Source organism: Azospirillum oleiclasticum, from assembly GCF_013423485.1.
Taxonomy (GTDB): Bacteria; Pseudomonadota; Alphaproteobacteria; order Azospirillales; family Azospirillaceae; genus Azospirillum; species Azospirillum oleiclasticum.
This window is the reverse complement of record NZ_JABFFR010000036.1, coordinates 1-25,689: the sequence shown is the minus strand read 5'-3', so window position 1 is coordinate 25,689 and position 25,689 is coordinate 1. Positions and strand designations below refer to the sequence as shown.

General features: G+C 70.3%; 22 protein-coding genes and 1 riboswitch. Of the genes, 5 read left to right on the top strand and 17 right to left on the bottom strand.

The genetic code is table 11. From position 1 onward, the window contains the following. Positions 1 to 43: 43 nt before the first annotated feature. From HL658_RS28980 to HL658_RS28970, 3 genes are all read right to left on the bottom strand, one after another. Positions 44 to 1,618 (bottom strand): hypothetical protein, encoded by a 1,575-nt coding sequence (locus HL658_RS28980; protein WP_180285866.1) that lies wholly within the window; start codon positions 1,616 to 1,618, stop codon positions 44 to 46. 113 nt (positions 1,619 to 1,731) lie between these two features. After that, a complete protein-coding gene (locus HL658_RS28975; protein ID WP_180285865.1) occupies positions 1,732 to 2,163 on the bottom strand; it encodes a tautomerase family protein in 432 nt (143 codons plus the stop codon). Positions 2,164 to 2,194: 31 nt separating this feature from the next. Further along, positions 2,195 to 2,950: an SDR family NAD(P)-dependent oxidoreductase gene (locus tag HL658_RS28970; protein WP_180285864.1), complete on the bottom strand. Its 756-nt coding sequence runs from the start codon at positions 2,948 to 2,950 to the stop codon at positions 2,195 to 2,197. A gap of 220 nt (positions 2,951 to 3,170) precedes the next feature. Between HL658_RS28970 and HL658_RS28965 the strand changes: the two genes are divergently transcribed. After that, positions 3,171 to 4,070, top strand: coding sequence for a LysR family transcriptional regulator (locus tag HL658_RS28965; RefSeq protein ID WP_180285863.1), 900 nt, complete (start codon positions 3,171 to 3,173; stop codon positions 4,068 to 4,070). A gap of 18 nt (positions 4,071 to 4,088) precedes the next feature. Here HL658_RS28965 and HL658_RS28960 read toward each other — a convergent pair whose 3' ends face one another. The 6 genes from HL658_RS28960 to HL658_RS28935 are packed head-to-tail and all read right to left on the bottom strand — an operon-like array spanning position 4,089 to position 11,699. Next, a complete protein-coding gene (locus HL658_RS28960) occupies positions 4,089 to 4,850 on the bottom strand; it encodes an ABC transporter ATP-binding protein (RefSeq protein ID WP_180285862.1) in 762 nt (253 codons plus the stop codon). Next, positions 4,847 to 5,671, bottom strand: a complete 825-nt coding sequence (locus HL658_RS28955; RefSeq protein WP_180285861.1) for an ABC transporter permease — start codon at positions 5,669 to 5,671, stop codon at positions 4,847 to 4,849. The genes HL658_RS28960 and HL658_RS28955 overlap by 4 nt, the downstream gene beginning before the upstream one ends. A 3-nt stretch (positions 5,672 to 5,674) precedes the next feature. Continuing rightward, complete coding sequence (locus HL658_RS28950; protein WP_180285860.1) at positions 5,675 to 6,754, bottom strand: putative urea ABC transporter substrate-binding protein; 1,080 nt, start codon at positions 6,752 to 6,754, stop codon at positions 5,675 to 5,677. Between the two features lie 35 nt (positions 6,755 to 6,789). Next, positions 6,790 to 10,314, bottom strand: a complete 3,525-nt coding sequence (locus HL658_RS28945) for a 5-oxoprolinase/urea amidolyase family protein (RefSeq protein ID WP_180285859.1) — start codon at positions 10,312 to 10,314, stop codon at positions 6,790 to 6,792. After that, entirely contained in the window at positions 10,311 to 10,958 is a 648-nt protein-coding gene (locus HL658_RS28940) for an urea amidolyase associated protein UAAP2 (protein ID WP_180285858.1), read from the bottom strand. Before HL658_RS28940 ends, HL658_RS28945 begins: the two co-directional genes overlap by 4 nt. 15 nt (positions 10,959 to 10,973) lie before the next feature. After that, complete coding sequence (locus HL658_RS28935) at positions 10,974 to 11,699, bottom strand: urea amidolyase associated protein UAAP1 (protein ID WP_180285857.1); 726 nt, start codon at positions 11,697 to 11,699, stop codon at positions 10,974 to 10,976. Positions 11,700 to 11,792: 93 nt separating this feature from the next. Continuing rightward, a riboswitch (guanidine-I (ykkC/yxkD leader) is annotated at positions 11,793 to 11,917 on the bottom strand. Positions 11,918 to 12,085: 168 nt separating this feature from the next. Between HL658_RS28935 and HL658_RS28930 the strand changes: the two genes are divergently transcribed. Next, positions 12,086 to 13,150: a potassium channel family protein gene (locus HL658_RS28930; protein WP_180285856.1), complete on the top strand. Its 1,065-nt coding sequence runs from the start codon at positions 12,086 to 12,088 to the stop codon at positions 13,148 to 13,150. A 12-nt stretch (positions 13,151 to 13,162) separates the two neighbouring features. Here HL658_RS28930 and HL658_RS28925 read toward each other — a convergent pair whose 3' ends face one another. Beyond that, positions 13,163 to 14,545, bottom strand: a complete 1,383-nt coding sequence (locus tag HL658_RS28925; RefSeq protein ID WP_180285855.1) for a hypothetical protein — start codon at positions 14,543 to 14,545, stop codon at positions 13,163 to 13,165. A gap of 461 nt (positions 14,546 to 15,006) precedes the next feature. On the opposite strand from HL658_RS28925, the gene HL658_RS28920 reads away from it, so the two are divergent. Beyond that, positions 15,007 to 16,686, top strand: coding sequence for an HD domain-containing phosphohydrolase (locus tag HL658_RS28920; RefSeq protein ID WP_180285854.1), 1,680 nt, complete (start codon positions 15,007 to 15,009; stop codon positions 16,684 to 16,686). Positions 16,687 to 16,758: 72 nt separating this feature from the next. On the opposite strand, the gene HL658_RS28915 is transcribed toward HL658_RS28920, so the two are convergent. The 5 genes from HL658_RS28915 to HL658_RS28895 form a co-directional block, all read right to left on the bottom strand. Continuing rightward, positions 16,759 to 17,736: a 3-methyl-2-oxobutanoate hydroxymethyltransferase gene (locus tag HL658_RS28915; protein ID WP_180285853.1), complete on the bottom strand. Its 978-nt coding sequence runs from the start codon at positions 17,734 to 17,736 to the stop codon at positions 16,759 to 16,761. Between the two features lie 385 nt (positions 17,737 to 18,121). Beyond that, entirely contained in the window at positions 18,122 to 19,567 is a 1,446-nt protein-coding gene (locus HL658_RS28910) for a mannose-1-phosphate guanylyltransferase/mannose-6-phosphate isomerase (RefSeq protein ID WP_180285951.1), read from the bottom strand. 210 nt (positions 19,568 to 19,777) lie between these two features. Further along, complete coding sequence (locus HL658_RS28905; RefSeq protein ID WP_180285852.1) at positions 19,778 to 19,981, bottom strand: hypothetical protein; 204 nt, start codon at positions 19,979 to 19,981, stop codon at positions 19,778 to 19,780. A 5-nt stretch (positions 19,982 to 19,986) separates the two neighbouring features. After that, positions 19,987 to 21,882, bottom strand: coding sequence for a ferrous iron transport protein B (feoB, locus tag HL658_RS28900; protein WP_180285851.1), 1,896 nt, complete (start codon positions 21,880 to 21,882; stop codon positions 19,987 to 19,989). Between the two features lie 32 nt (positions 21,883 to 21,914). Continuing rightward, positions 21,915 to 22,199 carry a FeoA family protein gene (locus HL658_RS28895; RefSeq protein WP_180285850.1) on the bottom strand — a complete coding sequence of 95 codons (285 nt, stop codon included), beginning with the start codon at positions 22,197 to 22,199 and terminating at the stop codon, positions 21,915 to 21,917. 261 nt (positions 22,200 to 22,460) lie between these two features. Here HL658_RS28895 and HL658_RS28890 point away from each other — a divergent pair, with 261 nt between their 5' ends. Both HL658_RS28890 and HL658_RS28885 read left to right on the top strand, forming a co-directional pair. Beyond that, positions 22,461 to 23,438: a bifunctional enoyl-CoA hydratase/phosphate acetyltransferase gene (locus tag HL658_RS28890; RefSeq protein ID WP_180285849.1), complete on the top strand. Its 978-nt coding sequence runs from the start codon at positions 22,461 to 22,463 to the stop codon at positions 23,436 to 23,438. Next, positions 23,435 to 23,866: a hypothetical protein gene (locus HL658_RS28885; RefSeq protein ID WP_180285848.1), complete on the top strand. Its 432-nt coding sequence runs from the start codon at positions 23,435 to 23,437 to the stop codon at positions 23,864 to 23,866. Before HL658_RS28890 ends, HL658_RS28885 begins: the two co-directional genes overlap by 4 nt. Positions 23,867 to 23,911: 45 nt before the next feature. Here HL658_RS28885 and HL658_RS28880 read toward each other — a convergent pair whose 3' ends face one another. Both HL658_RS28880 and HL658_RS28875 read right to left on the bottom strand, forming a co-directional pair. Further along, positions 23,912 to 24,784 (bottom strand): GGDEF domain-containing protein, encoded by an 873-nt coding sequence (locus HL658_RS28880; protein ID WP_180285847.1) that lies wholly within the window; start codon positions 24,782 to 24,784, stop codon positions 23,912 to 23,914. A 74-nt stretch (positions 24,785 to 24,858) separates the two neighbouring features. Then, on the bottom strand, positions 24,859 to 25,689 hold an 831-nt coding region (locus HL658_RS28875), incomplete at its 5' end, for an SbcC/MukB-like Walker B domain-containing protein (protein WP_281378900.1).

The following is a 25,689-nucleotide window of genomic DNA, read 5'->3' as shown; positions in this document are numbered from 1 at the left end:
CGCGTCGATCCTGGCTCGGTCGTGGTGTCGGAGGGCGTGATGGTCAGAGGGCAAGCGTGGCCGGGTTGATGTCGATGCCCGCGTACAGGCGTACGGACGCCGTGCGCGTGGCCGCGTTCTCCACCACATCGACCAGCAGGTATTCGGTGGCGGGTGCGGGATCGGCAAGGCCGGTGCCGCGCCGGTAGAGCATGGCGGTGTGCTTGCGCTCCACCGGGCCGGCGCCGCCGCCGGCCGCGATGGTCTCCGGATACTCGCGCGGCGGGGCGCTGCCCGCCGCCGGTCCCCAGGCGCGCTCGTACAGCACCCCGTCCTGCGTCTCGAAGGCGTGGTAATGGAGCATGCCCTCGTTGGGGTCGAGCCACACCGGCCAGTCCTCCCGCGACGGCGTCACCTCGTCGATCAGGGTGAACCACCGGCAGCCCTCCAGGGCGCCGCCGGCGCCCACATACACCTCGAAGAAGCGGTCCTCGTCGACGTAGAGCCGGTTGGCGTCCACCCCGCCGAAGCGCAGCACGCCCACCGCCTTGACCGTGGCCGAGCCCGACGCGGCGTCGGGTGCGGTGACCTTCACCGCATCCCCGGCGAGCAGGAAGGGGGTGGGGTCGACCTGCACCGGCATGCCGACGCGGAAGCGGCGCGACGCCCCGGCCGGGGCCGAGGCGCTGGCGTCGCCGCGCGCGTCGCTGCGCGGCCCGCGGTTGCGGCGGATGAACACCATGTAGCCGATCCCTCCTCCGACGATCAGGATGAGCAGGACGATGCCGAGCCCCCAGCCGCCACCGGACGATCCGGCGGGCGCGTCCTGGGACGGTGCGGCCGGGGCCTCCGCGACCGCGGCGTCCGCGCGGGCGAGCTGGTCGCGGACCTGCGGGTTCTCCGCCGCCACACGCTCGGCGTCGGCGCGGAAGGCGCGGTAGTCGTCGGGGTGGCTGCGGGCGGCGTTGGACAGCGCGTAGGCGCTGGCGACGTCGCCGATGCTGTCGAGCAGGAACCACCACATCAGCGCGTCCGTCACGCCGTAGCGCGAGGGCATCCGCCCGGCGTAGGGCGGCGGCTGGTAGCCCGGCGGCGGCACCGGCAGCGCGGTCGACGGCTGGACGGGGCGCGACGCCACGCTGGGCGTCCGCCCGCTGGACGAGGCCCGGCCCCAGTTCCAGCTCCACCCGTCGTCGCGGCGGCTTGTGCCCGACGACGGCGTGCGCTCGCGCTCCGCCTGGGCGGGGGCGGCGGGCGGGGCGCTCGACCTCTGCTGGTCGCGGCGGTAGTCCTGCAACGAATCGTAGCCGCTCTGGCGCGAGACGTTGCGGTCGAAGCTGGACGGGGCCGAGGGGCGGGGGGATGCCACCGACGGCGTGCGGTCGGCGCTCGGCCGGCTGTAGCCGCCCGAGGAGCGCGACGAGGACGAGGAGGAAACGGACGGCGTGCGCACCGACGAGGACGGCCGCGAATAGCCGCCGGACGAGCGCGACCGCGCCTCCGCGTCGCCCGCCGCCGCGATCGTCACGGCCCCGCCCAGCACCGCCGGCACCACCGGACCGGATGTGATCGTCAGCGCCGCCACCAGGGCGACGCGCAGGACCCGGGCGATCGGGAGGGGCAGGCGGGCGCTCAGCATGCCCCTTCCATGACACAGCTAAGCGTAGCCCGGCAACGGGGACGTGGACCGGACCGCCGGTTTATCGGCTCACGCGGACGCCGGCTCCGGCACGACGCCCGCTGTGTGGGGAGCTACGCCATGGCCGGAGCGTCGGCCGGCGAGGCGCGCATCGCCGTCAGGTCGGGGTTCTCCCCGAACATCCCCCAGTCGGTGGCGGCGACTTCATGAAGCACGATGTGAACCGGCGGGCGCTCCGTCAGGCCAAGGTGCCGGCCAAGAATTGCAGTGGCGCCTTTGATCAGCCTCGTCTTGGCATCGCCGTCGAGGCCGCCCCGGATGGCGAGGATCTGCACGCTGACGATGCCGACCCTCGCCGGCCGGTCGCCCATGAACACCGCGCCGCCGGCATAGTCGTTGAAGAAGGTCCAGACCATGCTCGCCATGAAGGGGGATTTCGGCAGCGCCTCGCAGTCGAGCGCAAGGTCGGTCAGCTCCCCGGCGACGCCCCGCCGCGCCGCCGCATCGAAGGCCCCCGTGGGGGCATGGATGATGATCTTCGGCATGCTGGAAACCCCGTCAGCGTAAGTCCGTCGCTCAGATGTTCTGGCCGCCCGACACCTCGATCCGCTGCGCGGTGATCCAGCGGTTGTCGGGACCGATCAGGCTGGCGACCGCCGGGCCGATATCGTCGGGCAGGCCGACGCGGCCAAGCGCGGTCATGCTGGCGAAGGCCGTGTTGTATTCGGGCGTGTCGCGCACCGCACCACCCAGGAAGTCGGTCTCGATGGCGCCGGGGGCGATGGTGTTCACGGTGATGCCGCGGCCGCCCAGCTCCTTGGCCATGTAGAGCGTCAGGATCTCGACCGCACCCTTGGCGGCGGAGTAAGCCGAGAAACCGGGATAGCTGACGCGGGTCAGGCCCGACGAGAAGTTCACGATCCGCCCGCCGTCGGCGAGCAGCGGCAGAAGCGCCTGCGTCAGGAAGAACACGCCCTTGACGTGCACGTTGAAGAGCTGGTCGAACTCCGCCTCGGTCGTCTCGGCGAAGGGGGCCATGGCGCCATGGCCGGCGTTGTTGATCAGGTGATCGACGCGGTCCCGGTTCCAGGTCGAGCCCAGCGCCGACCGGACGCCCTCGACAAAGGCGGGAATGGCGGAGACGCTGCCGACGTCGAGTTGCAGTGCCACCGCCTTGCGCCCCATGGCTTCGATCTCGGCGACGACCGCCTTCGCGTCGTCGGCGCCGCTGCGGTAGGTGAGGATCACATCGCCGCCGTGACGCGCGATGCTGATGGCGGTGTTCCGGCCAAGCCCGCGGCTGCCGCCCGTGACGATCGAAATGGTGGTCATCGGTCACTCCTGTGTCGATGGCGGCGGGTGATCGCCTTCCGGCGACCGGTCCACACACCGCCTTCCTGAATCCGTCTTGTCCGCACAACGGAGGAATTCGGGCCGCCATGCCTGGGCGGCAGTGATTCCCCGTCGGCCCTCAATAGCTAGCAGGGATTTCCAAGCGGAGAAGGACTTTGTATATGTGGGAGCGATACCTATCAGGCATGGGATGGGGACGATGGAACTGCGACACCTCCGCTACCTGCTCGCGGTCGCCGAGGAAGGCAGCCTGACGGCGGCGGCCGAGAAGCGGCTTCATACGGCGCAGCCGTCGCTCAGCCGCCAGCTCCGCGATCTGGAGCTCGAGGTCGGCGTCCAGCTCCTCGTCCGTGGTTCGCGCGGCGTCGAACTCACCCCCGCCGGCCGTGCGTTCCTGGATCACGCGCGGATCGCGCTGAACCAGGTGGGCGAGGCGGTGGCGGCGGCAAGGCGGGTGGCCCGCCCTCCGAAGACCAGCTTCGCCGTGGGCTTTCTGACGGGACAGGAGGTGGAGTGGCTGCCTCACGTCACCCACGTCCTCCGCGACCAGCTCAAGAGCATCGACTTCCGGGTGTCGAGCGACTTCTCGCCCGACATCGGCGCGGCGCTTCAGCGGGGGGAGATCGACCTCGGCTTCTCGCGGATCGAACCCCAGCCGGACGTCACCTACAAAGTCATCGCGCATGAGCCGATCGTGGTCATCCTGCCCGGCGACCACCCGTTGGCCGGTCGATCCGAGATCGACCCGCGGGATCTGGATCCGGAGACCTTCATCGGGTATTCGGAAACGCCGCATGTGCTGCGGGGGATCGTCGATCGCTATCTGCGCGAGCGCGGGATCGTCGTGGCGCCGACCCATGTCCTGGATGGTTTCGCAACCGGAATATCGCTGGTCGCGTCCACCCGCGGCGTGACGCTTCTGCCGGCCTACGTCGAATCGCTGCTGCCGCCGTCTGTGGTCAGCCGCCCCCTGGCCGGCAACGCGCCGGTCATCGAGATCGCGGTGGGCTACCGGGCGGACAACCCGTCGCCGATCCTCCGGTCCTTCCTGGAGAACATCGACCGGCTGATCGCCTCCCGGTCCGCGCGGTCGCGATAGAGCCGGTTGTGCCGGCCCTCACGCGGACAGCGCCAAGGGTGGCGCCATCTCCGCCGCCCGCTCCTCGTTGACCTTCAGGTCGTAGGTGATGGTGGCGCCGAAGCGGCCGGGGTCGGTGGGGTCGATGCGGAGCTTTTCGAAGGCCAGCACGCGGGTGGCGAGCGTGAAGCCCTCCTTCAAATCGTGGGTGACCATGAAGACGGTCATCCGCTCCTCCCGCCACAGCCGCAGCAGCAGCTCGTGCATCTGGGCGCGGGTGCCGGGGTCGAGCGCGCCGAAGGGCTCGTCCAGCAGCAGGATGCGGGGCTTCACGATCAGCGCCTGGGCGATGGCAAGGCGCTGCTGCATGCCGCCGGACAGCTCGGCCGGGTATTTGTCGCGGTGGGCGGCGAGGCCCACGCACTCCAGCCAGCCCTCCGCCTCCTCGATGGCGGCGCGGCGGGCGGCGCCGAACAGCCGGCCGAGCAGGCGCGAGCCCGCGAACTCCCGCCCCATGATCACGTTCTCCAGCACCGTGCGGTGCGGGAAGACCGAATAGCGCTGGAACACCACGCCGCGCCCCGGCCCTGGTTCGGCGACCAGCGGCTGCCCGTCCACCGTGATCGCGCCGCGGGTCGGCCGCTCCTCCCCCAGCAGAAGCCGCAGGAAGGTGGTCTTGCCGCAGCCCGACGGCCCGACCAGCGCGCAGAAGGAGCCGGCGGCGATCTCCAGGTTCAGGCGTTCCAGCACCACCTGGTTGGGGTATTCCATCCACAGGTCGCGGACGCTGACGGCGCTCATGACGCCCCCTTTCCGGCGCGCTGCCAGGGGAACAGGCTGCGACTCAGCAGCCGCAGCAGGGTGTCGGACAGGAAGGCCAGCAGCGTGATCCAGGCGACGTAGGGCAGGATCACGTCCATCGCCATGTAGCGCCGCACCAGGAAGATGCGGTAGCCCAGCCCCTCCGTCGCCGCGATGGCCTCGGCCGAGATCAGGAACAGCCAGGCCGGCCCCAGCGACAGCCGCACCGCGTCGATCAGCCGGGGCAGCATCTGCGGCAGCACCACCTGGAGCACGATCTGCCAGGAGGAGGCGCCCAGCGTCTGCGCCTTGATGAGCTGCTCGCGCGGCATCTCCTCCACCCGCAGCGACAGGTCGCGGATCAGGAAGGGGGCGATGCCGACCACGATCAGCACCACCTTGGACAGCTCGTCCAGGCCGAACACGATGAACAGCACCGGCAGCACCGCCATCGGCGGGATCATCGACAGCACGGCCACGAAGGCCGACAGCCCGGCCCTGACGTAGGGGATCAGCCCGATCGCCACCCCCAGCAGCAGCGCCAGCGCCGTCGCCACCCCCAGCCCGAGCCCCAGCCGTTGCAGGCTGGCCGCCGTGTCCGCCCACAGCAGATAGTCGCCGGTGCGCGTGTCGGGCGTGAAGCCCATGCGCACCACCGCGTCCGCCATGGCCGACAGCGGCGGCAGCAGCCTGTCGCCGGGATTCTCGGCCAGCCGCAGCGCCGAAGCGACGGCGTAGCCGGCCGCGGCGATGGCGAAGGGCAGGGCGCTCCAGAACAGGAAGCCGCCCCGGCCCGGCCGGCGGTTGATGACCCGCCGCATGCGTCAGAGCTTTCCGTCGGCGGCCATCTTCATGACCTCCGCGTCGAAGCGCAGCTTGATGTTCTTGGGGTTGCCCAGCGTGTTGCCACCGGGGAAGACCATGCCCACGGTGTCGGCCGACTTCGCGCCCTCGCCCAGCAGCCCGTGCTGGAAGGAGAAGGTGCGCACCAGATCCATGGTCTTCACCAGGGTGGAGCCGGTGGCGAAGCCCACCGCCTCGGCCGGGGTGTGGTACATGCGGGTGGTGGCGAGTTGGCCCATGTAGCCGGCGAGATCCGTGCCCGACGCCTTGGCCATCGCCTCCAGCGCCGCCTTGCCGGCCGGAGTCTCGGGGGCGGCCATCAGCCCCATGATCTCGTACCAGGCGCCGACCAGCGCCTTGGCGAAGGCCGGGTTGTCCTTCATGACCGCGCTGTTGACCACCATCAGGTCGATGATCTCGCCCGGCACCTTGGAGCTGTCGAACACCATGGTGGAGCCGGGGACCTTCGCCACCTCGGCGAGCTGCGGGTTCCAGGTGACGACCGCCGTCACGTCCTTCGACGAGGTGTAGGCGCCAACGATGTCGGCGTCCGACGTGTTGACCACCGTCACGTCGCGCTCCTTCATCCCGGCCTGATCGAGGGCGCGGGCGAGCAGGTAATGCGACACCGACAGCTCGACGAGGTTGACGCGCTTGCCCTTCAGGTCCTTGACGCTCTTGCCCGTCTTGAGCACGATGCCGTCGTTGCCGTTGGAGAAGTCGCCGACGATCAGCGCCGTGCTGTCCACCCCGCCTGCCGCCGGGATGGTCAGCGCGTCCATGTTGGTCATCACGCAGCCGTCGAAGGCGCCGGCGGTGTACTGGTTGATCGACTCCACATAGTCGTTGATCTGCACGATCTCGACCGTGATGCCGTACTTGTCCGCCCATTTCTTCATGATGCCGCTGTCGGCGGCGTAGCCCCAGGGCATCCAGCCGGCGTAGATCGACCACGCGACCTTAAAGCTCTTCTTGGGCGCCGCGTCGGCCGGGCCATGGCCGGCGAGCAGCAGGACGGCGGCGAACAGCCCGAACAGAGCGCGTCTCGTCAGTGTGCGCATGCGAAGCCCCTCTTTCTGATTTTCCGTGGTTTCAATCAGGCTGAACGAAAGACTGCGAGCGTCTGGCCGAGCGCGACGGCCTGACCCTCGGCGCAGCGGATCTCCACGACCGTGCCGTCGGCCGGTGCCGGGACCGCGATCTCCATCTTCATGGATTCCACGATCAGCAGCGGCTCGCCGGCCTTGACGGCGTTGCCGGGTGCGGCGGCGAGTTTCCAGACGCTGCCGGGCACCGGGGACGGCACCGCCTCCGTGCCCGCGGGCAGGTCGGCGGTGTCAGCGCCAGTGGTTTCTTCCGGTTCCGCAACGAAGAGCGGCTGGCCGGCGGCCTCCCAGCGCGCCCGCTCGGCCTCGAAGGCGGCCTGGCGGCGGGCGGTGAAGGCGGCGATGTCAGTCGCGTGCTCCTCCAGGAAGCGGCGGTGCTCCTTCAGCCGGAACACCCCCTCCTCGATGCGGAGTTGCGCGCGGCCCAGCGGGAAATCGGCGCGCAGCCGCTCCAACTCCTCATGACTGACCGGGAAGAACCGGATCTGGTCGAAATGGCGCAGCAGCCAGGGCTTTCCGGCTTCGAAAGGACCGTTGACGCGGTGGGTGTTCCACATCTGCACGGTGCGGCCGACGAACTGGTAGCCGCCCGGACCCTCCATCCCGTAAACGCAAAGATAGGCGCCGCCGATTCCCACCGCGTTCTCCGGCGTCCAGGTGCGGGCCGGGTTGTATTTGGTGGTGACGAGGCGGTGGCGCGGGTCTACCGGCGTCGCCACGGGTGCTCCCAGATAGACGTCGCCGAGGCCGAGCACGAGGTAGCTCGCCTCGAAGACGATGCGCTTGACCGCTTCGATGCTGTCCAGCCCGTTGATGCGGCGGATGAACTCGATGTTGCTCGGGCACCAGGGCGCGTCGGGGCGCACCGACTGCGTGTATTTGGCGATGGCGAGCCGCGTCGCCTCGTCGTCCCAGGACAGCGGCAGATGCACGGTGCGGGTGGGGACCTCCAACTCGTCCACAGCGGGCAGTTCGTCCTCCGCCGCGACAAGTTGTTCCAGGAGCGTATCGAGCGTTATCAGGCTGTTATCGTAATGGATTTGCAACGACCGGATGCCCGGCGTCAGGTCCAGAATCCCCGGCAGTCTGGCGTTGCGCACCCACTCCTGCAAGGCGTGCGCCCGGAAGCGCAGGGCGAGGTCGAGCACCGGCGGGCCGTATTCCACCAGCAGATACCGGTCCCCCTGCCGCCGGTACACCACCGCCTCGCGGCCGGGGGCGGCGTCGAGCCGGTGCAGAACGGCGTCCCGGCTGTCCAGGGCCACGAAGCGCACCGTGTCGCCCGGCCGGAGCTGCCCGACCTTCCACAGCTCGGCGTCCACGATGGTGACCGGGCAGACGAAGCCGCCCAGGCTCGGCCCGTCCGGTCCCAGGATCACCGGCATGTCGCCGGTGAAGTCCACAGCACCAATGGCGTAGGCGTTGTCGTGGATGTTGGAGGGGTGCAGCCCCGCCTCCCCACCGTCGGCCCGCGCCCATTGCGGCTTCGGCCCGACCAGGCGCACGCCGGTGCGGCTGGAGTTGTAATGCACCTGCCAGTCGGCGGCGAAGAAGGTCGCGATGTCGTCGGGGGTGAAGAAGTCGGGCGCCCCATGCGGGCCATGGAGCACGCCGATCTCCCAGGCGTGGCCATAGGCCGGACGATCCTCCTCCGGCACCGGCACCGGCTCCCCCGCCACGGGCTCATCGCCCAGATGCAGGATGTCGCCGGCCATCAGCGCCCGCCCGCCGTGGCCGCCGAATCGGCCGAGCGTGAAGGTGGCCTTGCTGCCCAGGTAATCCGGCACGTCGATGCCGCCGCGCACCAGCAGATAGGCGCGGCAGCCGGCCCCGCTGACGGTGCCGACGCGCAGGTTGGCCCCGGCCGGCACGGTTACCGGCTCCCAATAGGGAACCGGTGCCCCGTCCAGCGTCGCCGGCATGGCGGCCCCGGTCAGGCAGATGGTGGCGCCGGTGTTGAAGCGCAGCGTCGGGCCGGACACCGTGATCTCCAGCCCCGCCGCCCCCTCCGGGTTGCCGAGCGCCCGGTTGCCCAGGCGGAAGGCCAGCGGGTCCATGGGGCCGCTGGGTGGCACCCCGACCTCCCAATAGCCGACGCGGCCGGGATGGTCCTGCACGGTGGTGAGCGTGCCAGGGGCCAGCACCTCCAGCGTCGGGGCGCTGTGGGCCAGAGTCTCCAGCCAGCGGGTGGTGATGCCGCCGGCGGCGAAGGCCGGATCGGCGGCGATGCGGCGCAGATAGCCCAGGTTGGTCTCGATCCCCGCGATACGGCAGCCGTCGAGTACCGTGCGCAGCCGGGCCAGCGCGTCGGCCCGGTCGTCCCCGCGCACGATGATCTTGGCGAGCATGGGGTCGTAGAAGGGCGTCACCTCGCTGCCCCGCTCCACCCAGCTCTCCACCCGCGCACTGTCCGGGAACACCAGCTCGGTCAGTGTGCCGGAGGAGGGGCGGAAGTTGCGGCCGGGATCCTCGGCGTAGAGGCGCACCTGGATGGCGGCACCCGTCGCGCCGGCCCGCGCCCGCTCCCGGTGCTCGGCCAGCGGCAGAGCCTCGCCGGCGGCGGCGCGCACCATCCATTCCACGAGGTCGATGCCGGTCACCGCCTCCGTCACGCCATGCTCCACCTGGAGCCGGGTGTTGACCTCGAGGAAATAGGCGGTCTTCGCGTCCTCGTCGTAGACGAACTCCACCGTCCCAGCGGAGCGGTAGCCGACCGCCCGGCCCAGCCGCTCCGCCGCGTCGAAGAGCGCGAGGCGGAGGTCGTGCGACAGGCCGGGGGCCGGCGTCTCCTCCACGACCTTCTGGTTGCGGCGTTGAGCCGAGCAGTCGCGCTCGCCCAGAGCCACCACGCCGCGGCCGTCGCCGAAGATCTGCACCTCGATGTGGCGGGCGCGCTCGACGAACTTCTCCAGATAGACGCCGGAATCCTTGAAGTTGTTGCGCGACAGCCGCTCGACCGCCTCCAGCATGGCGGGCAGGGCCGCCGGCTCGCGGCAGAGCTGCATGCCGATGCCGCCGCCGCCGGCCGTACTCTTGATCATCACGGGGTAGCCGATGCGGGCCGCCTCGGCCAGCGCCTGCTCCGCCCCGTCCAGCAGCCCGCTGCCCGGCGACAGCGGCACGCCGGCCTCCTCGGCCAGCGCGCGCGCCGTGTGCTTCAGCCCGAACGCGCGCATCTGGTCCGCCGTCGGCCCGATGAAGGCGATGCCGGCCGCGGTACACGCCTCGGCGAAGCCCGGATTCTCCGACAGGAAGCCGTAGCCGGGGTGGATCGCACCGGCCCCCGTCGCCCGCGCCGCCTCCAGGATGCGGTCGGCGTTCAGGTAGCTCTCGGACACCGCGGCGGGGCCGATGCACACCGCCTCTCCTGCTGCCGCGACGTGCAGGGACTGGGCGTCGGCCTCCGAATACACGGCCACCGAGGCGATGCCCATGCGGTCCAGCGTGCGGATGATGCGGGTGGCGATGGCACCGCGGTTGGCGATCAGGACCTTGGCGAAGGGTGCGCCGTTCATGCCGCGGCGTCCCAGACCAGGACCTCGATGGGGGTGGGGTTGTAGCCGTTGCAGGGGTTGTTGAGCTGCGGGCAGTTGGAGATGAGGACGATCACGTCCATCAGCGCCAGCATCTCCACGTATTTTCCGGGGGCGCTCAGCCCGTCCTCGAAGGTCAGCCCGCCATCGGGTGTCACCGGCACATTCATGAAGAAGTTGATGTTGTGGGTGATGTCGCGCTTGGTCAGGCCGAAGCCCTCGTTCTCCGTCACCGCCAGCAGGTAGCTGTCACGGCAGGCGTGCATGGTCTTCTTCTCCAGCGCGTAGCGCACGGTGTTGGATTCCGTGGCGCAGGCGCCGCCCAGCGTGTCGTGCCGCCCGACCGTGTCGGCGGTGATCTCCAGCATGGGGTTGCCCTCGGTGGACATCAGTTTCGTCCCGACGGTGAGGTACACGTTGCGCTGGGCGCGCACGGTGTCGACCGCGCTGTAGCGTTCGGCCGGGTCGGCGGCGCTGTAGAACAGCGTGTCGGCCGCCTGGTTGCCCTCCAGGTCGAGGATGCGGAAGGTCTGGCCCTTGCGCACGGTGTGGATCCAGTAGTTGCCGGCCGGCACCACCTTGCGGTAGGCGGCGGTGTCGGGGGTGAGCGCACTTTCCCTGATCATCGTCCCGGTCCCCCGTCAGCAGCCGCAGAGGTGGTGGAGGCGGTTGTTGGCGAAGCCGCGCCCGTTTTCCGGCCGGGACAGCCGGCAGGGGTCGTCCTCGGCCACCGGCGGTGCCGTGCGGAGCTGATAGGTGACGGGCTTGCGCGGGTATTCCGCCGCCGGGTTCAGCGGGTGCGGGCAGGTGTGGAACAGCACCAGCGTGTCCATCTCGAAGCGCAGGTCAACGTGAGCGCCCGGCTTCGCTGCGTCGGCGTCGAAGACCAGCGTCCCGTCCTCCTCCGTGTGGACCTTGCTGAACCAGTTGACGTTGGCGGCGAGGTCGCGGCGGCCCAGCCCGTACTTGGCGCCCTCCACGAGGAAGCTGTCGTGGCCGTTCTGGGTCCAGTCGTTGCGGTGCTCCTGGTAGCTCGTCAGGCCCCAGCGCTCCCTCACCATGGCCTTGGTGATGTTGCCGCAGACGGTGTCGTGCCAGCCGGCGGTGTCCTCGATGATCGAGCAGAAGATCCGCCCCATGTCGGAATAGAGGCAGTGGCCGGCGGTCAGCTTGAAGGTGTGCTGGCACTTCAGCGTGTCGGGCGCGTTGTAGCGCTCCAGCGGGTTCTGCGGGTTGTGGAACAGCATCCCCACATTGGCCCCGCCCTCCGTGTCGATCAGGCGCAGGACGGTGCCGCGCCTGAGGGTGAAGGACCAGTGTTTGCCGCCGGGGATCACGTCCTCGTACAGGACCTCTTGCGGGTTCATCCCAAACCTCCTTCGTCCGTGCGTCGGAGGCATGGCGGCCCTGGGGCAGCCCTCGGGAGAGTCCCCACCGGAGCCGCATCCTCCGTGTTCGAGACCTCCCGGGCTTTTGTCCCGCCGTGTGCCCGCCCGCTGTTCACCGGACGGGGGCCGCTCTCGGACCAGTCACACCGGTCATGAGGCGAACCCCGTGACCGGCCGGAACCCTAGCGGCTATCACCGGATTGGTCGCAAGCCGCGTGCCAACGCGGCAATCGAGCGTCGGCAAGGGTCGCAAGTATGCACGCGGCCTCCGATTGCCCATGATTCGGGCGCCTGCGGTCAGGACGGCGGCAGGCTGGGCAGAAATGCGGCGGGAACAGCCGCCGCCCCTCGCCCATTGTTGCAGCATGAGCGAGACGGGCGGTACGAAACGGCGGCGGGGTTGGGGGAAGCGGGGCACCACGCGCCGCGGCCGCATCCTGCACATCCGCAGCGGCCTGTCGCCGGAGAAGACGCTGGCCGTGCGCGGCGGCATCGTCATCGCTCTGCTGATCACCGTGGTCGCGGTCTTCTGGTTCGACCGCGACGGCCTGAAGGACAATCTGGACGATCACATCAGCTTCGGCGACGTGCTCTATTTCGCGATGATCACGGTGACCACGGTGGGCTACGGCGACATCGTGCCGGTCAGCCAGACCGCGCGGCTGATCGACGCCTTCGCCGTGACGCCCATCCGCATCTTCATCTGGTTCATCTTCCTGGGCACCGCCTACGAGTTCGTGGTGCAGAGGATCGTGGAGGATTTCCGCATGAGCCGCATCCAGGCCAACATGAAGGACCACGTGATCCTCTGCGGCTACGGGCGCAGCGGCGCCATCGCCGCCGACGAGATCGTGGCGCGCGGCCAGCCGCTCGACCGCATCGTCGCCATCGACCAGTCGGAGGAGCGCATCCGGCTGGCGGCGGAGGCGGGGCTGATCGGCCTGCGCGGCGACGCCGACAGCGAGGCGTTGCTGGGGCTGGCCTGCGTGGACCGCGCCAAGGCCGTGCTGGTCACCGCCGGGCGCGACGACACCACCATCCTGGTGGTGCTGACCGTCCGCCACCTGGCCCCCGACACCCGGATCGTCGCCAGCATCCGGGAGGAGGAGAACATCAAGCTGGCCCGCCTCAGCGGCGCCGACACGGTGATCTCGCCGCCGCGCATCGGCGGCTATCTGCTGGCCGACGCGATCGGCACCGCCCACGCCGCCCCCTTCCTGTGCGACCTGATGTCGGCCGCCGGCAAGGTGGAGCTGCACGAGCGCCCGGCCGCGGAGGCCGACATCGGCAAGCGGATGGCCGAGGTGGGCGGCGGGATCGTCGTGCAGATCCACAGCCAGGGGCGCGACATCCCCTTCAGCGAGCGCGAACGCTACATCGTGCAGCGCGGCGACACGCTGCTGCTGATCACCGTGCCGAAGGAGGCGTAAACCCAGCAAACCTCACAGGCCGCGCAGATACAGATCCAGCAGGGTCAGGCCGATGGCGGTGGCGACGCTGATGATGAGCGTGGTCACCAGGTTGCGGCTCAGGATCAGGCTCTGGTAGGGGACGCGGAACATCTGGGCGGCGACCATCACCGTCATGCCGACCGGCGAGATCACCGCCGCCAGCGCCCAGGCGATGATGATCGCCTCGGCCAGAGCCAGCCGGCTCACCGCGTCGGGCAGGTTGGCGAAGGTGCTGATGATGAGGGCGGCGGAGATCGACGGGTGCAGCCCGACCGCACCCGCCGCCAGCATGAAGACGATGGCCACCACCAGCACAACCCCGGCCGGCAGCCCGCCGAGCCAGGGGCCGACGAGGTCGGTCAGGTAGGGCACCCCGGCCAGCATGGTGGAGAAGACCACAGCAGCCGTCACCAGCATCACCTCGTCGCTGACGTTGGCGAGGTTGTTGTAGGAGGTGCGCAGCGCCCGCCGCCGCGTGTCGCGCGAGCCCAGCGACAGGAAGGCCAGACACAGCACCGGCAATGCGATGACCACCGTTTCCATGGCGGTCACGCCCAGGAACTGGGCGACCGCCACCAGCGCCACCGCCAGCACCACCCCACCGCGCAGCAGCGGTTGCAGCCCGTGCAGGATACGCCGGAGCTCCCGCGGGCGGGTGCCGGAGACCAGCAGGTCGGCGGTCAGCGACACCAGCGCCACCGCCAGCCCGATGACGACGATGGAGCCGACATTCACGTCGGGCATGCGGTTGGTCACGAAGGCGATGGCGATGAACAGTGGCGACCAGAAGGCGGCGAAGCTGATGCCGCGGATCGAGGCCAGCGCCGCCTGGAGCCGGTCCTGCATGGGGCTGTCGGGACCGACCAGCGGGGCCAGCACCGCGTGCGCGCCGACCGACAGGAAGGAGCCGAGCCCGGCCGCCCCGACCGTGAAGCCGCCCACCACCTCGTTCGGTTCCAGTCGCAGGAAGCGGCCCTTGACGCGGCGCACCGCCGCACTCTGGTTCGCGGCGACGCGCAGGAGCTGCAAGGCGGCCAGGAAGGCGGCGAAGGAGCCGACGTGCGACAGCCCGTCGAACACCAGGTCGTAGCGCCCGCTGCGCACCGCCAGCACGGTTACGATGGCGGCGATCACCCCGAACAGGATCAGGCTGAAGCGCCGCGCCTTGGCCGCGGCCAGCGGCAGGAACAGCAGCAGCAGCGCCGCCATCGCCATGTGCAGCGGCCCGGCCAGCGGGTGATAGACCAGCGACGCGAACTGCAGAACCGCCACCGCCGCCAGGATCGGCCGGATGCCGGCGTTGACCGTCTTCTGGACCGACCAGGACGGCACCGGCAGTCTGGGGACGGCCGCAGGGGCGAGGGTTTGCGTCATGGGGATCGCTGCCTGATCACATCGTGGTGGGGGTGGGCGCGGTCAGAGGGGGCTGCGGCCGGTGCGGGGGCGCCGGATCCGATCGGAGCGATCCGCCGGAACCATGCCCGCCCGGACGCGGGCAGGCCGCGGCGTGCCTCGCGCCGCCAAAGTCATGCCCCGCAACCCGACCAATGGAACGCCACCCATCGCCAAAATGCACCAGCCAACGGTTGTGTACGCAGCCCTGCGAACCAAGAAGGACTTGCAAGGGCCGGCTGTGGACGGACCAAGCCGGCCGCGATTACCCCGAACAAGACAGGATGCATACGCGGTTAGGCCGATACGCTTGCGGATGATGCCCGCCGTATGCGAGAAAATCCAGTGCAAATTATCCAATTCATCGTCTATGGTCGCACCATGGTCGCCGTCCCGGTGCGTTTTTCCGCGCGGCGCGGCAACCGCAGAATTCAGGATCGGTCATGAGCGCGTCGAACTCGGAAACGGATGCTCCCCCCCCGGATGGCGACGGCGCGGAGCGGCGGGCCGAAACGGCCTGGAAACTGCTGATCGTCGATGGTGACGAGGCGTTCCATGAACGCTGCCGGTCGGCGCTGCGCGACCTTGTCTTCCGTGATGCCGGGGTGGAGCTCCTGGCCGCACGGTCGCCGGTCGACGCCAAGGCGGTGCTGGCGGCGCGGCCGAACATCGCCATGGTCCTGCTGACGGTCGAGCCCAACGGCGACGAGGCGGAGCTGGAGCTGGTCGAGCATCTGCGCGGCACGCTCGGCAACCAGAGGATGCGGGTCGTCGTGTGCGCCGACCGGGCCGACGGCGCCTTCGAGCGGGCGGTGGTGCTCCAGCACGAGATCAACGAGTTCCGCACCCGGGCGGAGCTGACCGGCGACCGGCTGTGCACGGTGGTGATCGAGTCGCTGCGCGCCTACGCCAGCGCCCTGACGCTGGAGAGCAACTACAAGATGATGGTGGCGACCACGGGCATCTTCGCCCTGAAGTCGCAGTCCATGTTCTACTTCAACATGCTGCTCCAGCTCGACGCGATGCTGGACCACGGGCGCAACAGCCTGCTGTGCGTGCGCGACCCCAACCGCGACGGCCCCGATCTGCGGGTGAAGGCGGCGTCCGGGCGCTTCATGCCCTGGATGCGGGCGCCGCTCGACCAGGTGCAGGACGAGGCCGTGGTCAACGCGGTGCGCCGCGTGGCGGCGACGGGGGAGACGGTCCACACGCCGGAACATTGCCTGTTCCGCATCCAGGCCCGCAGCGACGTGCTGGTCGTCGCCTACGCCGAGCGGGCGCCCGACTCGGTGCCCATCGACCGCAAGCTGGTTGAAGTCTTCCGCGACAAGGCGGCCACCGCGCTCAACAACCTGCTGCTGACGGAGGAGCTGAACGCCGCCCAGCAGGCCACCGTGCGCGCCTTCGCCAGCATCGCCGACCACAGCGACCAGTCCGACAGCGGCCATCTCAGCCGCTTCGAGCGGATGTGCACGGCGACCGCCGCGAAGATGCTGGAGCGCCAGTTCTACCCTCGGGAAGTCGACCGCTATCTGGTGGAGCAGATCGGGCTGGCCAGCACGCTGCACGACATCGGGCTCTACCGCATCCCGGAGAGCATCCTGTCCAATGTGGACGAGCTGATGGAGGACGACTACCAGGTCATCCATCTCCATCCCAAGATCGGCCACGACATCCTGCGCACCGCCGCCACCCCGCTCAGCGGCCGCAGCCTGCTGTCGGTGGCGGCGGACATCGCCCGCGGCCACCACGAGCGCTACGACGGCTCCGGCTATCCCGACCGGCTGAAGGGCGACGCGGTGCCGGTGTCCGCCCGCATCGCGGGGGTGGTGGACATCTTCGACGCGCTGGTCACCGACCGCGTGCACCGCACCGCTTGGCCGGTGCCGGACGCGCTCCGCTGGCTGCGGGAGCGCGCCGGCAAGGAGTTCGATCCGAAGGTCGTGGAGGCCTTCGTCGAGGCCATCGGCGACATCCTGAAGAGCGAGCCGCAATTCTTCCCGACCCCGAAGGCGCTGCCCGCCGACCGCGGCGTCGGCCCCCGCCTGATGGCGCTCGCCACCCGCCTGATCCGCGGCATGCCGAACGAGACGGTCGACGCCAACATGGACACGCACCGGTAGCGGGTTCGCCCCCACACGAAAAACCCCGCCCCCTCACGAGGGCGGGGTTTTTCGTAGGCGTTACCCGGCCGGTCAGGCGAGCGCCAGCTCCTTCCACGGGTTGATGGTCGCGATGGCCTCGGCATCGGCCGTCGACAGCGGCGACTTCGGGGCGACCGGGAACTCGCCGCGGGCGGTCAGCGCCATCAGCTCGGCCAGATGCACGGCGATGATCTCCGGCGTGTAGACGTCGATGAACTGCTCGCGCGTGTACTTCGCGGTGGGCGGGAAGAACTTCACGCCCTTGAAGTCCGGCTTGATGATCGAATCGAAGATGTTCAGCGACTGGCCGCAGCGCCGCGGCCGGCCGGTGAAGATGCAGCAGGTGTAGAAGTCGTCCGGCGCGTTGGCGCTGAGGGCATCGGCGACTTCCAGCGCCACGCGCTCCATAACCATGCCGCAGCCGCCGCGCTCGCGGATGGCGCGCGCCTTGGCGAAGAAGTCGTGCGCGTCGTCCAGCGTGGCGCCGTGGCGGCGGTTGCTGTCCTGGCCGGCCTGCGGGGTGTAGCCGATGTGGCCGATCACCGGGATGCCGCGGCTGCTCAGCGCCTCGATGGCGTCGAAGACGGCGGGGCTGGTCACTTCGAGCTTGATGCAGTCGGAGCCCGACGCCATCAGCTCCTCCGCCGCGGCGAGGCAGGTGTCGACCGCGCGCGCCGGGCCGTCCGGCATGTCGCCCATCAGGAACGGGCGGGTCAGCGGGTCGGGGAAGCGGCGGCGCAGCTCGATGGCGGTGTCCTTGGTCATCGACCGGACGAAATCGAACAGCAGCTCGTGCTCGCCATCCTTCACCACGGTGGACGCTCGGGCGAGGTGCGTGTTGTGGAAGGAGTCGGACTGCATCACGCACTCGACCCGGCACGCGTCGGCCAGCTCCGGATGCTGGCGCACGGCGAGCGCCACGGCCTCGACCTCCACCGGCTTGTAGAGGTTGATCTTGACGCCGGTCGCGTCCGGGTGCTCGCTGCGCCAGGCGTTGATGCGCTTGATGGTGTCGCGAAAATCGCTCATGGGGCCGACTCCGGTTCGTGGCGGTTCACAGGGCACAGGGTGCGATGCGGGCAAAGCCACCCCGCCGCACGGTTTGCCGCGCGGGATGGTCGGGCCCGGATGAGGTTCGGATCGGGGAACGCGAAGCCGCGCGCCCAGGCACACGCTTGTTTCCGGTCGTGCATCAACCGGCAACGGCGGTGCGGGAAGTGGAAATTCCTGAAAGTTGTATATTGCTTTCCTGTAACCTGTTTATCGTACGACCGTCGGTGGAGTCAAGTGCGCCAGTGGTAATTCCGCATGTGCACACATATGGATGAAGCGTCCGGACACGAAAAAGGCCTCCCCGCGGCGAGCGCGGGGAGGCCTTGGAAGCGGCGGCGGTTGTCGGCGGGCGTCCGGCCGGTCAGGCCTTGACGCGGCCGTAGACATCCTCCAGCCGCACGATGTCGTCCTCGCCGAGGTAGGAGCCGGACTGCACCTCGATGATGTGCAGCGGCACCTTGCCGGGGTTTTCCAGCCGGTGGACGGCGCCGATCGGGATGTAGACGGACTCGTTCTCGTACACCATCGACTGCTCCTCGCCGCGGGTGACCAGTGCCGTGCCCTGCACCACCACCCAATGCTCGGCCCGGTGGTGATGGCGTTGCAGCGACAGCCGGTTGCCGGGGTTGACGACCAGGCATTTCACCTGGAAACGGTCGCCGTTGTGAACCGACTGGTAGGAGCCCCAGGGGCGGTGCACCCGGCGGTGGGACACCGCCTCCGTCCGGCCGTCGCGGCGCAGCCGCTCCACGACCGTCTTCACCTGCTGCACCTTGTCCTTGGACGACACCAGCACCGCGTCGTCGGTCACCACCACCACCGCGTCGTTCAGACCGACCACGGCGGTCAGCGCCCCGTCGCTGCGCACGTAGCAGCGGTCGGAATCCTCGGTGATGACGTCGCCGATGGCGACGTTGCCGCGCTTGTCCTTGGCCCCGACCTCCCACAGCGCCGACCAGGCGCCGACGTCGGTCCAGCCGAACTCGCCCGGAACCACGGCGGCGCTGTCGGTCTTCTCCATCACCGCGGTGTCGATGGACACGGCCGGGCAGGCGGTGAAGGCGTCGGCGTCCAGCCGCAGGAACTCCAGGTCGGTGCTGCCCTTCTCCAGCGCCCGGCGGGCGGCGGCGAGCACCGCGGGGGCGTGGCGCTCCAGCTCGGCCACGAACTGCCCGGCGGAGAAGAGGAACATGCCGCTGTTCCAGGCGTGCTCGCCGCCGGCGACGTAGCGCTCGGCGGTCGCCCGTGGCGGCTTCTCCACGAACTCCTGCACGCGGAAGGCGCCGGGCACGCCGGACAGCGCCGCACCCCGCCGGATGTAGCCGTAGCCGGTCTCCGGCCCCGTCGGCTGGACGCCGAAGGTGACGAGATAGCCGACCGACGCCGCGCGCCGCGCCACGTCCACCGCGTCCAGGAAGGCCGGAACGTCGGTCACCGCGTGGTCGGCGGGCAGCACCAGCATCAGGCTGTCGGGGTCGGCCTCCGCCATCTCCAGCGCCGCGACGGCGCAGGCGGCGGCGGTGTTGCGGCCCACCGGCTCCAGAATGATGCCGGCCGGCTTCACCCCACCCTGGCGGAGCTGCTCGGCGACGATGAAGCGGTGGTCCTGGTTGCACACCACCAGCGGGGCGGCGAAGCGGTCGCCCGCCTCCACGCGCAGCGCGGTGTCCTGCAGCATGGAGCGCTCGCTGCACAGCGGCAGATACTGCTTCGGGTACAGCTCGCGGGACAGCGGCCAGAGGCGCGATCCCGCGCCCCCGCACAGCAGCACCGGACGGATCGCCGCTTGGGCGGACTTCGCCATCATGCCTCGCACGGCCGGAGCCTCCCCCGGCCGCCCCCTCTTCCACGGTTGGACACGCGTCCGGCGACCCGCGCCGGCGGTCCATCCGCCGGCCGTATTGATTAGGCCAGACATGTCAACGGGTTAGTCGGAACGTTCGAGGGCTATGGTGTTCGGGCACCCCAGCGCTGTCAAACGCGGAACCGAAGTAACACCATGGACGGGGCGGAAGGCTCAGCCGTGCCTGCGGTGCTGCGCGGGGGATCCGGTGCCGGTGCAGCCGCAGCAGCCCCCGCAGGCGCCGGCTGCCGCGTCGCGCGGCCGCACTCCGGCCAGCCGGCGCAGCCGGCCGCGCAGTCCCGCCGGCAGCACCAGCCGCCACAGGACCCAGGCGAAGGCGAGCAGAACGGCGGTGTCGGCGATCAGGTCCTGCCACATGGCGGTCAGCCTCCCAGCAGGGCGGTGGAGACGTGGAAGGTGACGAAGGCGGCGGCGTAGGCGAGCAGGGTCATGTAGGCGATCATGACCGCGGTCCAGAACCAGGAGTTCGTCTCCCGCTTCACCACCGACAGGGTGGACACGCATTGCGGGGCGAAGACGAACCAGGCGAGCAGGGCGAGTGCCGTCGGCAGGCTCCAGTCCGCCGCCAGCACGCCCGCCAGCGAGCTTTCCAACGCGTCGCCGCTCTCGCTCAGCGCGTAGACGGTGCCCAGCGCGGCCACCGCCACCTCGCGCGCGGCGATCCCCGGCACCAGCGCGATGGCGATCTGCCAGGTGAAGCCGATGGGGGCCAGCAACGGCGCCAGCGCGTGCCCCAGCATGCCGGCGAAGCTGTGGTCGATCGCCGGCCCGGCCGCGCCTTCCGGAGGAACGGGGAAGGAGGCGAGGAACCACAGCAGCACCATGATGGCGAAGATGATGGTGCCGGCCCGCGCCAGGAAGATGCGGGCGCGCTCGAGCAGCCCGATCAGCACGTTGCGCGGGCTGGGCAGGCGGTAGGCCGGCAGCTCCATCAGCAGCGGCTCGCGCGCGCCCTTGAACACCGTGCGCTTCAGCACGAAGGCGACGGCCAGCGCCGACAGGATGCCGGCGGCGTAGAGCGTGAACATCACCAGCCCCTGCAGCCCGATCATGCCGCCCATCACCGTTCCGTCCGGAACGAAGGCGGCGATGAGCAGGGTGTAGACCGGCAGCCGGGCCGCGCAGGTCATCAGCGGCGCGATCATGATGGTGGCGAGCCGGTCGGCGCGGTTCTCGATGGTGCGCGCCGCCATGATGCCGGGCACCGCGCAGGCGAAGCTGGACAGCAGCGGGATGAAGGCGCGCCCGTGCAGCCCCACCCCGCCCATCAACCGGTCGAGCAGGAAGGCCGCGCGCGCCATGTAGCCGCTGTCCTCCAGGATCTGGATGAAGAAGAACAGCACCAGGATCTGCGGCAGGAAGATCACCACACTGCCGACCCCGGCGATGATGCCGTCGGTGATCAGGCTCTTCAGAGCCCCATCCGGCATGACCGCGGCGACGGCGGCCTGGAGCGCCGACAGGCCGGCGTCGATCAACTCCATGGGCGCCTCGGCCCAGGCGAACACCGCCTGGAACATCAGGAACAGCACCGTCAGCAGGAACAGCAGCCCGACCGCCGGGTGCAGCAGCACCGCGTCGATGCGCCGGGTCGCCAGCGACGGCCGGCCGGCGTCGCGCAGGGCGTCGCGGAGCACGGCCTCGACCTCGCGGTGGTAGCCGCGCAGGTCGTGCGCGGACGGCTCGGTCCAGCCGCAGGGCGCGGCGGCTCCGCGCGGCCCCATCACGGCGACCGTGCGGTCGATCTGGGCGAGCAGCCCGGCGATCCCGCCGCGGCGGATGGCGACCGTGGGCACCACGGCGACGCCCAGCGCCGCCAACAGCGCCGCGGCGTCGATCCGGCAGCCGCGCTTTTCCGCCACATCCATCATGTTGAGGGCGAGGATGAGTGGCCTGCCGAGCTTTTTCAGCTCGATCACGAGGCGCAGGTGGAGGCGCAGGTTGGTGGCGTCGGCGACGCAGACCAGCACGTCCGGCATCGGCTCGTGCTCGAAGCGGCCGAGCACCACGTCGCGGGTGACCTCCTCGTCGGGCGAACGGGCGCGCAGGGAATAGGTGCCGGGCAGATCCAGCACCTGCACGCGCGCGCCGGCCGGGCTGACGAAATGCCCGAGCTTGCGCTCGACCGTCACACCCGGATAGTTCGCGACCTTCTGGCGGGCGCCGGTCAGCGCGTTGAACAGCGCGGTCTTTCCGCAATTGGGATTGCCGACCAGCGCGATGCGCGGCGGGTCGGCCAGGGATGCCACGGCGGCCATGGCGATGTCCTTTCAGGGGAGACGGCGGTGCTCTAGTCCAGCGGGGCGACGAGCACGGCCCGCGCCTCGGCGCGCCGGAGCGCCACGGTGTGGTCGTTGATGCGGACGGCGATCGGGTCGCGGCCGGGGAAGCCCTCGTGCAGAAGCTCCACGCGGGCGCCCTCGACCAGCCCCATCTCGATCATGCGCCGCTCCAGCTCGCCGGGCGGCAGCGGCGACGAGACGGCGGCCTCGTCGAGGTCCAGGACCTCGGCGCGCTGGCCCTTGCGCAGCGAACCGAGACGGGGCCGGGGGTCTGCGGATTGAGGATCGGGCATGCGGCTGGCCTCCTTCACGGCCGGGTCGGGCACGCACCCGGCGGACCCGTTGGCCGCTGTCCGCAGCTTCCTGCGAATGCGTCGCAGACACTATGAGGCGAACCGTCGCAAGCGGGTGAAATCGCGGTTGCTTCGCACACCAAACTATGTTGCAATCCGATACACAACGTCTCGACAAATGAGACAACAAGAGTTCGAGGCATCGAGATGACCGGTGGGATGCCCCACACCCCGCCGCCCGAGGAAGGGAAAGAGACGCGCATGGCCACGCTTGCCCGGTTCGAGACCCCGGAACGACTGCTCGCCCGCGCCCGTGGGGCCGACCCGGTGCCGACCGGCGTCGCCGCGGCCAATTCGGCGCTCGCCCTGGAAAGCGCCAAGCGCGCCCAGGAGGAGGGGCTGATCGAGCCGGTGCTGGTTGGCGACGAGGCGGTCATCCGCAAGCTGGCCGCCGGCATGGACTGGGCGCTGGAGGGTGTGCGCATCGTCCACAAGGCCGACGAGACGGACGCCGCGCGCACGGCGGTCGATCTCGCCCGCCGCGGCGAGGTGAAGGCGCTGATGAAGGGGCACGTCCACACCGACGTGCTGATGATGGCGGCACTCGACCGCAACAACGGCCTGCGCACCGGTCGCCGCTTCACCCACGCCTTCCACATGAGCGTGCCCAACTCCGGCCGCGAGATGATCATCTCCGACGCCGCGATCAACATCGCTCCGGATATCGATACGAAACGCGACATCATCCGGAACTCGGTCGATCTCGCCCGCATGCTGGGCGCGGTCCGCCCGCAGGTGGCGCTGCTCTCCTGCACGGAGGAGGTGACCAACCGCGTGCAGTCCTCGATGGACGCGGCGCTGCTGACCGAATGGTGGTCGGGGGAGGGCTACGGTTCGGCCAACGTCTTCGGTCCGCTGGCCCTCGACCTCGCGCTGTCGGAGGAGGCGGCGCGGGTGAAGGGGATGGAGAACCCCGTCGCCGGGCACGCCGATGTGCTGGTGGTGCCCAACATCGAGACCGGCAACGCGCTGTTCAAGATGATGGTGCACTTCATGAACGCCACCGCCGCCGGCGTGGTGCTGGGGGCCAGCGTGCCGATCGTGCTGACCTCCCGCGCCGATCCGCCGGAGGCGCGCATCGCCGCCGCCGCCATCGCCAGCCTGATGGCGGGTGGCGCCAAGGCCCCCCCGGTGCCCTGCGCGGCGCTGCGCGCCGGTCCGGAAAAGGTCGCGCGATGAGCGCCGCGGCGCCCGGCCGTATCGGGCCAAGTCGGGTCGGTGTGGTCGCCGGCTGCTCGCGGCTTGGCGACGCCATCCGCCGTCATCTGGAGGACGAGGGCTTCGGCATCAGCGCCTTCCACGGTCTGGACGAGGGCCTGCGCGGCGGCGCCAGCCTGGCGGCGATCATCGCCGAGCTGGCGGCCGACCCCGGCACCGCGGCCATCGTGCTGGTCGGCGACCCGCCCGACCCGGCCGCCGCCGAGCTGGTGGCCGGCGCTGCCAAGCCGGTGATCGCCCACATCGCCGAATCCACCCCCGGCTGCGCCGAGGCGCGGGCGGCCCGCACCGCGCTGGTCTGCGCCGGCGCCCTGGTCTGCCGCACCCCGACGGCGGTGCCGCACGCCGTGCGCGCCGGCCTGCGCACGGATGGGGCCGCGCTGAAATAGCGGTCTTTTGAGCGTTCAGCGGAGCGGACCGGACGCGCCCGCGCTTCAGCCCGCCCGCTCCACCCGGTTGCGCCCGTTGGCCTTGGCCCGGTAGAGGGCGGCGTCGGCTGCGGCCAGCGTGGCGTCGATGGTCTCGGCTCCGGCCGGCACCTCGGCCACCCCGATGCTGACCGTCATCGGCCCGCCGGAACCCGGTGCCAGCGCCGCCACCGCGGCGCGCAGCCGTTCCGCCACGGCCATGGCGCCGGTGGCCGAGGTGTCCGGCAGCAGCACGGCGAACTCCTCGCCACCGAGCCGTGCGAAAAGATCGAGCGGTCGAAGCTCGCCCCGGCAGGTGTCGGCGAAACACGTCAGCGCGGTGTCGCCACCGGCATGCCCGCGGCTGTCGTTGATGGCCTTGAAATGGTCGATGTCGGCCGCGAGCACCGTCAGCGGCGACAGCCGGCGGCGGTTCATCGCCAGATGCTCGGCCGCCCGTTCGAAGAAATGGCGGCGGTTGATCGCGCCGGTCAGCGAATCGATGGTGGCGAGCGACAGGATCTCCTGCCGCATGGTCACGATGCGCGCCCCCGCCCGCAGCCGGGCCATCAGCGCCGGCGGGTAGATGGGCTTGCGCACGAAATCGTCAGCCCCGCCCTCCAGCGCCTGGACCAGCCGGTCCTGCTCGTCGCCGCCGGTGATCAGGATGATGTGGGCATAGGTGGTGCACGGGTTGGCGCGCAGCGCGCGGATCACCTCCATCCCCGACAGCTTGGGCATTTCCCAATCGATGATGGCGATGTCGACGCCGTCCCGCTCGGCGATCGCCATGGCCTCGCCGCCGTCGGCCGCCAGCAGCGGGGTGTATCCCATGGATTCGACCCAGCTCGCCAGCGTGGTCCGGATGAAGAGGGTATCGTCGGCGATCAGAATGCGCATGGTCGTGTCAGGCTCCCGAAGCGCTGCCATGATGCCGACCGATGGTTAATGGAATGTGACGAACTGCCTCACTTTCAAGTTGTGACGTTTTCCGGCACCGGCACCGGCAGTGCCGCGCTGCGTGCGGTGCGCACCGCGCTGCGCCCGCCGCCCAGCGGCTCGACCCGCACCTGAACCCCGATGCGGTCGATCATCGCCGGCACATGGCTGATCACCCCCACCTGCCGCCCGGACGCCTGCAACGCCTCCAGGCAGGACAGCGCGACGTCCAGGCTGTCGGGGTCCAGCGTGCCGAAGCCCTCGTCGATGAACAGCGTGCCGATGCCGCCGCCGCGCGCCGCCATCGACGACAGCCCGAGCGCCAGCGCCAGCGACACCAGGAACATCTCGCCGCCGGACAGGCTGTGCACGCCGCGCACCTCGTCCGCCATCTCGCGGTCGACCACCTGGATGTCGAGGTCGGCACCGGCCACCCGCTCCAGCCGGTAGCGGCGGGCGAGATCGTCCAGGTAGCGGTTGGCCTGGGCAAGCAGCGCGTCGAGACTGAGGCTCTGGGCGAAGTTGCGCAGCTTCTGCCCGTCGCGCGACCCGATCAGCTCGTCCATCGACGCCCACAGCGCGTGACGCGATTTCTGCGCCTCGTACGCCTCGGCCAGCCCGGCCAGCCGGGCGCGCGCGTCGGCGTCGGCGGTCAGCCGTACCCGGATCGACGCCAGCGCCGAGCGCGTCTCCTCCAGCCGCCGCGCTTGCGCGGCCAGCGCCGCAGCGGCATCCTCCGGCCCGCCCTCCGGCCGCCCGGCGCCGTGGTGTGCGGCGCGCAGCTCGCGCCGTTCGTGCAGGCGCACGGCGGCCTCGCGCACCGTCGCGTCGAGGGCCGCCAGCGCCGCCTCCTCGCCGGCCAGCCA

Excerpts from the sequence above, each read along its gene's own strand:
- HL658_RS28925 (WP_180285855.1), bottom strand. The coding sequence starts at position 14,545 with ATGACGCAAACCCTCGCCCCTGCGGCCGTCCCCAGACTGCCGGTGCCG.
- HL658_RS28975 (WP_180285865.1), bottom strand. The coding sequence starts at position 2,163 with ATGCCGAAGATCATCATCCATGCCCCCACGGGGGCCTTCGATGCGGCG.
- HL658_RS28930 (WP_180285856.1), top strand. The coding sequence starts at position 12,086 with ATGAGCGAGACGGGCGGTACGAAACGGCGGCGGGGTTGGGGGAAGCGG.
- HL658_RS28905 (WP_180285852.1), bottom strand. The coding sequence starts at position 19,981 with ATGTGGCAGGACCTGATCGCCGACACCGCCGTTCTGCTCGCCTTCGCC.
- HL658_RS28880 (WP_180285847.1), bottom strand. The coding sequence starts at position 24,784 with ATGCGCATTCTGATCGCCGACGATACCCTCTTCATCCGGACCACGCTG.
- HL658_RS28955 (WP_180285861.1), bottom strand. The coding sequence starts at position 5,671 with ATGCGGCGGGTCATCAACCGCCGGCCGGGCCGGGGCGGCTTCCTGTTC.
- HL658_RS28915 (WP_180285853.1), bottom strand. The coding sequence starts at position 17,736 with ATGAGCGATTTTCGCGACACCATCAAGCGCATCAACGCCTGGCGCAGC.
- HL658_RS28935 (WP_180285857.1), bottom strand. The coding sequence starts at position 11,699 with ATGAACCCGCAAGAGGTCCTGTACGAGGACGTGATCCCCGGCGGCAAA.
- HL658_RS28920 (WP_180285854.1), top strand. The coding sequence starts at position 15,007 with ATGAGCGCGTCGAACTCGGAAACGGATGCTCCCCCCCCGGATGGCGAC.
- HL658_RS28895 (WP_180285850.1), bottom strand. The coding sequence starts at position 22,199 with ATGCCCGATCCTCAATCCGCAGACCCCCGGCCCCGTCTCGGTTCGCTG.
- HL658_RS28910 (WP_180285951.1), bottom strand. The coding sequence starts at position 19,567 with ATGATGGCGAAGTCCGCCCAAGCGGCGATCCGTCCGGTGCTGCTGTGC.
- feoB (WP_180285851.1), bottom strand. The coding sequence starts at position 21,882 with ATGGCCGCCGTGGCATCCCTGGCCGACCCGCCGCGCATCGCGCTGGTC.
- HL658_RS28940 (WP_180285858.1), bottom strand. The coding sequence starts at position 10,958 with ATGATCAGGGAAAGTGCGCTCACCCCCGACACCGCCGCCTACCGCAAG.
- HL658_RS28945 (WP_180285859.1), bottom strand. The coding sequence starts at position 10,314 with ATGAACGGCGCACCCTTCGCCAAGGTCCTGATCGCCAACCGCGGTGCC.
- HL658_RS28965 (WP_180285863.1), top strand. The coding sequence starts at position 3,171 with ATGGAACTGCGACACCTCCGCTACCTGCTCGCGGTCGCCGAGGAAGGC.
- HL658_RS28980 (WP_180285866.1), bottom strand. The coding sequence starts at position 1,618 with ATGCTGAGCGCCCGCCTGCCCCTCCCGATCGCCCGGGTCCTGCGCGTC.
- HL658_RS28950 (WP_180285860.1), bottom strand. The coding sequence starts at position 6,754 with ATGCGCACACTGACGAGACGCGCTCTGTTCGGGCTGTTCGCCGCCGTC.
- HL658_RS28885 (WP_180285848.1), top strand. The coding sequence starts at position 23,435 with ATGAGCGCCGCGGCGCCCGGCCGTATCGGGCCAAGTCGGGTCGGTGTG.
- HL658_RS28890 (WP_180285849.1), top strand. The coding sequence starts at position 22,461 with ATGGCCACGCTTGCCCGGTTCGAGACCCCGGAACGACTGCTCGCCCGC.
- HL658_RS28970 (WP_180285864.1), bottom strand. The coding sequence starts at position 2,950 with ATGACCACCATTTCGATCGTCACGGGCGGCAGCCGCGGGCTTGGCCGG.
- HL658_RS28960 (WP_180285862.1), bottom strand. The coding sequence starts at position 4,850 with ATGAGCGCCGTCAGCGTCCGCGACCTGTGGATGGAATACCCCAACCAG.